Source organism: Chamaesiphon sp. VAR_69_metabat_338, from assembly GCF_031423935.1.
GTDB lineage: Bacteria > Cyanobacteriota > Cyanobacteriia > Cyanobacteriales > Chamaesiphonaceae > Chamaesiphon.
In genome coordinates, this window is the sequence record NZ_JANPGM010000550.1 from 1 (window position 1) to 5,355 (window position 5,355).

Below are 5,355 nucleotides of genomic sequence, written 5' to 3' on the forward strand. Positions count from 1 at the left end.
ATTATCGATAGCGATCTGGGCATAATAAACTCGGACGCTTGCGTCCTTCTAACCCCCGCCCCCCGCTCCCCGCTCCCCGCCCCCAACTCTCACAACTCTTCCACAACACCAGCCCCCAGACTTTCCAGCAAAATCTGCAAATAGCGACGGACGATCGCGGTTAATCCACATCTGGCAATTGCGAGGTGTGGATTTTGCTGTTTAATCTCGCCAAAAATCCGACAGTCGCGATAAAAGTCCAGCCAACTTTGAGCCAGATCGATCGTCAATTTCGACCAGTTGGGCGTGCTGCGTGGGGATCGGTGGCTCCCCATACTTACGGTTGATGCTAGTAAACTAGGTGGCTGGTGAATGTAGATGGCATCCATAATCGCCATTAAGGTCTGAATTAGCTGCCGTTCGACTGGGCGATCGAAAATGCCGATCGAACCTGCTAATTGTCGATCTTCGCGGCAGTTTAGCAGCCGATCGGGATGCTCGATTCGCCAATCTGTAGTCAGAGAGATCGATTGCTCCCGATCGGCCAATTTGAGCAGCGAGCAACAGCGGGCATGAGCGTAGATCGCCAGTGCCGATCCCGATGTGCCAGTAGTGTGCCAGTGAGTGGGCACGACAGCCAAATCGAGCGGTGGCAATCGATCGAGATAATCCAGCCATCGCTCGATCGAGGCTGGTGTAAGTTGAAAGTACAGATAGCCAGCCTCGTTATACCAGCAGCTCAATTCTAAGCCAGTAGCCAGATCGACTGCATCCGGCAGAATTGGCGGTTGACAAATTTGACAGATTTGACAAATTTCTAGTGGTGTTAATGCTGATTTTGCGGCTAATCGGTGTGCGAACGTGCTGACATACTGGTATTGTGTTGTTGTAACAGACTTAATCGACTGTTGGCACTGCCAGAACCACGACTCGTCTGTCGGCAATTCAGGAGCTAGATTGTCATAATTACATGACAAATGTGAGTAAACTCGCTCGGATATCAATCGTAAATACGCGGCAATTGTTCCGGCAATTGTCGGTGCTAATGGTAGTAGAATCGGGTCTGACCACCGAAATATCTTCATCTGCAAGCCCCGATTTCTAAATTCCGTAGTACAATCCAGACTAAAATAAAATGATTCACTACATCAAAATACATGTAGAATCATTGAAAATCATGTGCCATTCTGCTGGTTTGTTATGCATTCATCATCTACCCCGCCTAAAAATAATACGCGTTCTTTCTCAACTTGGCATCGATTGCTAGATTGGGCACAAGAACATTATCGCTATCGCACGTTTGCCAAAGATGCCCAAATCCCGACTCGATCGGGATTGCTGTATCTCGTCCAACGGGGCACGATCCGGCTCAACGGCACGGCGGAAACCGAGCCGCCAGCCTATCCCCACCAAAACATGACTCCGGCGGAATTTCAGCTCCAAAGTGGCGATGAAACTTTTTTGGGTTTTGTCGGTGCGGGGCAACCATTTGAAATTGTCGATCGATCGCCATTTACATTACAAGCTTTTGCCCATACAGATAACACTTCAATTTTCTGGATGTATTGGCACGATCTCGAAAATTTCCCCAGTTTTCGCCGCGAGATTTTAGACTCATTTCGGTATCAACACCAACGCAAATTATTGTGGTTGAATACTCTCGGTCAACGCCACACGATCGAGCGATTACTCGGCTATTTAACCCTGTTAATTGAAGAATTTGGCGAACCGTGTAAGGAGGGGTATTTCTTGCCGTTCCCGCTCACCCACGCCCAAATTGCCAGCGCGATCGGGACTACTCGCGTCACCGTCACCAGGCTGATGAAAGAACTGCGCGAAGAACGCAAAGCCATTCACATCAAAGAGGATAATCTGATTTGTCTGCTGGCACCACCTCAACCAGAGTAAGCTACAGACTACTTTGGCGATCGTGTTCGCGATCGTTGAATAGCTCTTTAGGTTAAACTAAGAATCGATAATACCCATTAGTATCACTGCGATCGTCTCATGATTCTACCCGGTTCGACTATTCGCGTCAAAAATAGTAATGATATTTACTATAACTTTCAAGGCTTAGTCCAGCGCATCACCGACGGCAAAGCGGCTGTGCTGTTTGAAGGTGGTAACTGGGATAAAATGGTGACTTTTCGTCTCAGCGAAATCGAACTTGTAGATCTCACTCAGAAATAAATCCTAGTGGGGAATTAGCCACCATCAATCTGCGACCATGTTTGACCTCCAAGGACTGAATATTTACCTAATCGGCATGATGGGCTGTGGTAAAAGTACCATCGGCCCATTACTTGCCGCCAAATTGGGCTACAGTTTTCTCGATACCGACACGACGATCGAACAATTAGTCTCTCAAAGTATTTCCGAGTTATTTACCGCTATCGGCGAACCAGAATTTCGCAAAGTCGAAACTCAAGTCTTGGCTGAAGTTTCTGCGCATATCCGCCTCGTTGTCTCCACTGGCGGCGGTATCGCCATCGCGCGCGAGAACTGGAACCATCTCCATCAAGGCTTAGTGATTTGGCTCGATCCCTCAATCGACATCCTCGTCGAACGGCTTCAAGGCGATACCAGCCGTCCGATCCTTGCTAGCTCCGATCTACGTACCAAATTAGAAGGGATACTTGCAGAACGCCGCCACATGTATGCTGAAGCTGATATTCATTTACCGATCGCAACTAAACTCGCGCCGGAAGAAATAGTCGATCGGATTTTAGCAGCGATTCCAACAGTCTTAAAAACGCCGAGTATTACTCCAGATTAAGTATTTAATTATTAGTAAGTTTTCTCGATCTTTTCAGTTCCCGATCGATCGCTGATATTAATTAAAAATAACGACCCAAGTTCCAAAATTAGTGCGGCAATTGCAGTTGATGTCAGCTTCAATAACCAACCATCCGCCGTGTCAAATAGCCCAGCTATGCCACTCAAATAGGCCGAAATAATATCGGTGAAATCGATCGCAACACAACCGATTAGCAGCATCTTCACATCGCGTTTACTTGCCAATACCACCAGTATGGCTAGCACGATATCTCTAATTGCCCAAGCCCGAATCGCGTAAGGCATTTGCGGGTTGGCAGCTAGCGACAATCCAATTTCGTCCATAAACCATTGTGGATTGGCATATCCAAAAGCACTCAGACTAAACCGAATCAAGCACATCAATCCGATCGGTACGGCAATATACCAAACTTGATCTCTCATTTTGACTACTCCTGTTTAGCATTCGAGCGATATATTTCTAGACATTAAACCGATCGATAAATAAAGTAAAGTAGTTACAAAAAAGTAACTACTTTACTCATGAGCAGAAAATATTAATTATGGTAAAGCCTGAATTTATTCCTCTCGAATATCTGCTCGGTAGAATTGCTGGAAAATGGACGATAAATATTTTGTGGATTTTGGACACACATGGAATGCTGCGTTTTGGCGAACTGCGCCGAAAGCTCGATCGCATCTCAACTAAAGTTTTGACAGAAAGATTGCAAATGCTCGAAGAAGTCGGGATTATCAATCGTTATTGCAAACCGACTATGCCGCCACAAGTTACTTACGCATTAACCGATCGAGGTAAGGAATTATCTCAACCACTGTATCAGCTCTGCAATCTGGCTTCAGACTGGTATGGCGATCTCACAGTTCAAACTACTCAATAATCCACTAAGTCTAATTTTTGATGAATATTGAGAGATCGATGTCCTGTGTAGATTTACGGTTGACAGTCGATCGATCCCATAGGTTAGATTAGCGATCGCGTCTTAATATTAGTGAGTGCGTACGGTGAAAGATAGTCACGATCGAGAGTGGGAAACACGATATCGTCAACAGGAAATCGACATTCGGTTGCGCCAATTAGAAGCCGATCTCGATCGGGAAAATGCGCTTCTGCACCCAACAGGTAAGGATAATATCGATCGCCAACCCCCTCGTACCTTCACCAGAGATCTGCGGCTAGCAGCAAAACTGTCCGGTTTCTTTGTCGGAAGTATTGTAGTTGTATTTACAGCGTCAATGCTCGCCAGTATGTCATTCTTTATCTTCATCGCCGCCGCCGGATGGGCGTGCTATGAATTCGGACGCAAATCATCATAAATTTTCAACTTTTAAATTACTTACGATCGATTTCTTAACCCCTATTCCCTACTCCCTACTCCCTATCCCCTATGATGTCAACTGCCAAAACCAATCGTTTCCTCCAAGATTTGGATCGCGTCGCCAGAGTCCGCCAAGAGGTGGCTAGTTCCCTCAGCCGGATGGTAGCCAAGCTCCAGAAATCCGAACTCGCCGCTCAGACAGGATCGGGAGAAATGGGATTCGATCGAGATTTGGCAGATCTGACCAAAGCTAGTACCAATCTCCAACAGGGCGTATTTCGGTTGATGGTATTGGGCGATATGAAACGGGGCAAAAGTACGTTTCTGAATGCTCTCATCGGCGAAAATATCCTGCCTAGCGATGTCAATCCTTGCACGGCATTGCTGACAGTGTTGCGCTACGGCGAACAGAAAAAAGTCACCGTGCATTTCAAAGATGGTAAGCCACCAGAATCGATCGATTTCAGCGCGTTCAAAACCAAATACACGATCGATCCGGCAGAAGCCAAGAAATTAGAAGAGAGCAATAAGCCTGCTTTCCCCGATGTGGACTATGCCGTTGTGGAATATCCACTAGAGTTACTATCGAAAGGGATTGAAATCATCGATAGTCCTGGCTTGAACGATACCGAAGCGCGAAATGAATTGTCCTTGGGCTATCTGAATAACTGTCACGCCGTGTTATTCGTCCTCAGCGCGTCGCAACCCTGTACCTTGGGCGAACGTCGCTATCTGGAAAACTATATTAAAGATCGCGGCTTGAGCGTGTTCTTTTTGATTAATGCTTGGGATCGGGTCAAAGAATCGCTAATCGATCCCGATGATGCTACCGAAATGGCTGAGGCCGAAGGCAAATTAAATCGTGTCTTTAAAGCCAATTTAGCTGAATATTGTACGGTGGATGGCTACGATATCTATGACGAACGCGTATTCCCCTTATCTTCGATTACTGCACTCCGCCGACGAATCAAAGATAAAGACGCCGATCTCGTAGGTACTGGTTTTCCACCATTTATTAATGCTCTGAATACGTTTTTGACGCAAGAGCGGGCGATTTCCGAATTGCGTCAAGCGCGGGTTATTGCCAAGCAAACTTGCAGCCACGTCACCGAAGCCGTCGCGCGCCGAATTCCGCTGCTCGATACCAACGTCGTCGAACTCAAGGCCAAAATTGAAGCGATCGAACCCCAATTCATTCAGTTACAATCGATCCGCGATGTCTTCCGCGATGATATCCGCCGCGTGCGCGATCGTCAGGCTCGAT

At 46.8% G+C, this 5,355-nt stretch carries 8 protein-coding genes; 6 read left to right on the plus strand and 2 right to left on the minus strand.

Going from position 1 to position 5,355, the window contains the following annotated elements:
• Positions 1 to 89: 89 nt before the first annotated feature.
• Positions 90 to 1,064, minus strand: a complete 975-nt coding sequence (locus tag RMO84_RS15110; protein WP_310489270.1) for a DALR anticodon-binding domain-containing protein — start codon at positions 1,062 to 1,064, stop codon at positions 90 to 92.
• Positions 1,065 to 1,179: 115 nt separating this feature from the next.
• Between RMO84_RS15110 and RMO84_RS15115 the strand changes: the two genes are divergently transcribed.
• The 3 genes from RMO84_RS15115 to RMO84_RS15125 all read left to right on the plus strand — a co-directional run bounded on the left by RMO84_RS15115 (position 1,180) and on the right by RMO84_RS15125 (position 2,755).
• Positions 1,180 to 1,887 carry a Crp/Fnr family transcriptional regulator gene (locus RMO84_RS15115; protein ID WP_310489271.1) on the plus strand — a complete coding sequence of 236 codons (708 nt, stop codon included), beginning with the start codon at positions 1,180 to 1,182 and terminating at the stop codon, positions 1,885 to 1,887.
• A 99-nt stretch (positions 1,888 to 1,986) separates the two neighbouring features.
• Entirely contained in the window at positions 1,987 to 2,169 is a 183-nt protein-coding gene (locus RMO84_RS15120; RefSeq protein ID WP_310489272.1) for an NAD(P)H dehydrogenase subunit NdhS, read from the plus strand.
• Positions 2,170 to 2,206: 37 nt separating this feature from the next.
• Positions 2,207 to 2,755: a shikimate kinase gene (locus RMO84_RS15125; RefSeq protein ID WP_310489273.1), complete on the plus strand. Its 549-nt coding sequence runs from the start codon at positions 2,207 to 2,209 to the stop codon at positions 2,753 to 2,755.
• A gap of 11 nt (positions 2,756 to 2,766) precedes the next feature.
• Here the strand turns inward: RMO84_RS15125 and RMO84_RS15130 are convergent, their stop codons facing one another.
• The gene (locus RMO84_RS15130) at positions 2,767 to 3,198 is read right to left on the minus strand and encodes a hypothetical protein (RefSeq protein ID WP_310489274.1); all 432 of its coding nucleotides are present in this window, start codon (positions 3,196 to 3,198) and stop codon (positions 2,767 to 2,769) included.
• A 119-nt stretch (positions 3,199 to 3,317) separates the two neighbouring features.
• Between RMO84_RS15130 and RMO84_RS15135 the strand changes: the two genes are divergently transcribed.
• The 3 genes from RMO84_RS15135 to RMO84_RS15145 all read left to right on the plus strand — a co-directional run.
• Complete coding sequence (locus RMO84_RS15135; protein WP_310489275.1) at positions 3,318 to 3,653, plus strand: helix-turn-helix domain-containing protein; 336 nt, start codon at positions 3,318 to 3,320, stop codon at positions 3,651 to 3,653.
• Positions 3,654 to 3,777: 124 nt separating this feature from the next.
• The gene (locus tag RMO84_RS15140) at positions 3,778 to 4,089 is read left to right on the plus strand and encodes a hypothetical protein (protein ID WP_310489276.1); all 312 of its coding nucleotides are present in this window, start codon (positions 3,778 to 3,780) and stop codon (positions 4,087 to 4,089) included.
• Positions 4,090 to 4,160: 71 nt separating this feature from the next.
• A partial coding sequence (locus RMO84_RS15145; protein ID WP_310489277.1) for a dynamin family protein occupies positions 4,161 to 5,355 on the plus strand: 1,195 nt, incomplete at its 3' end.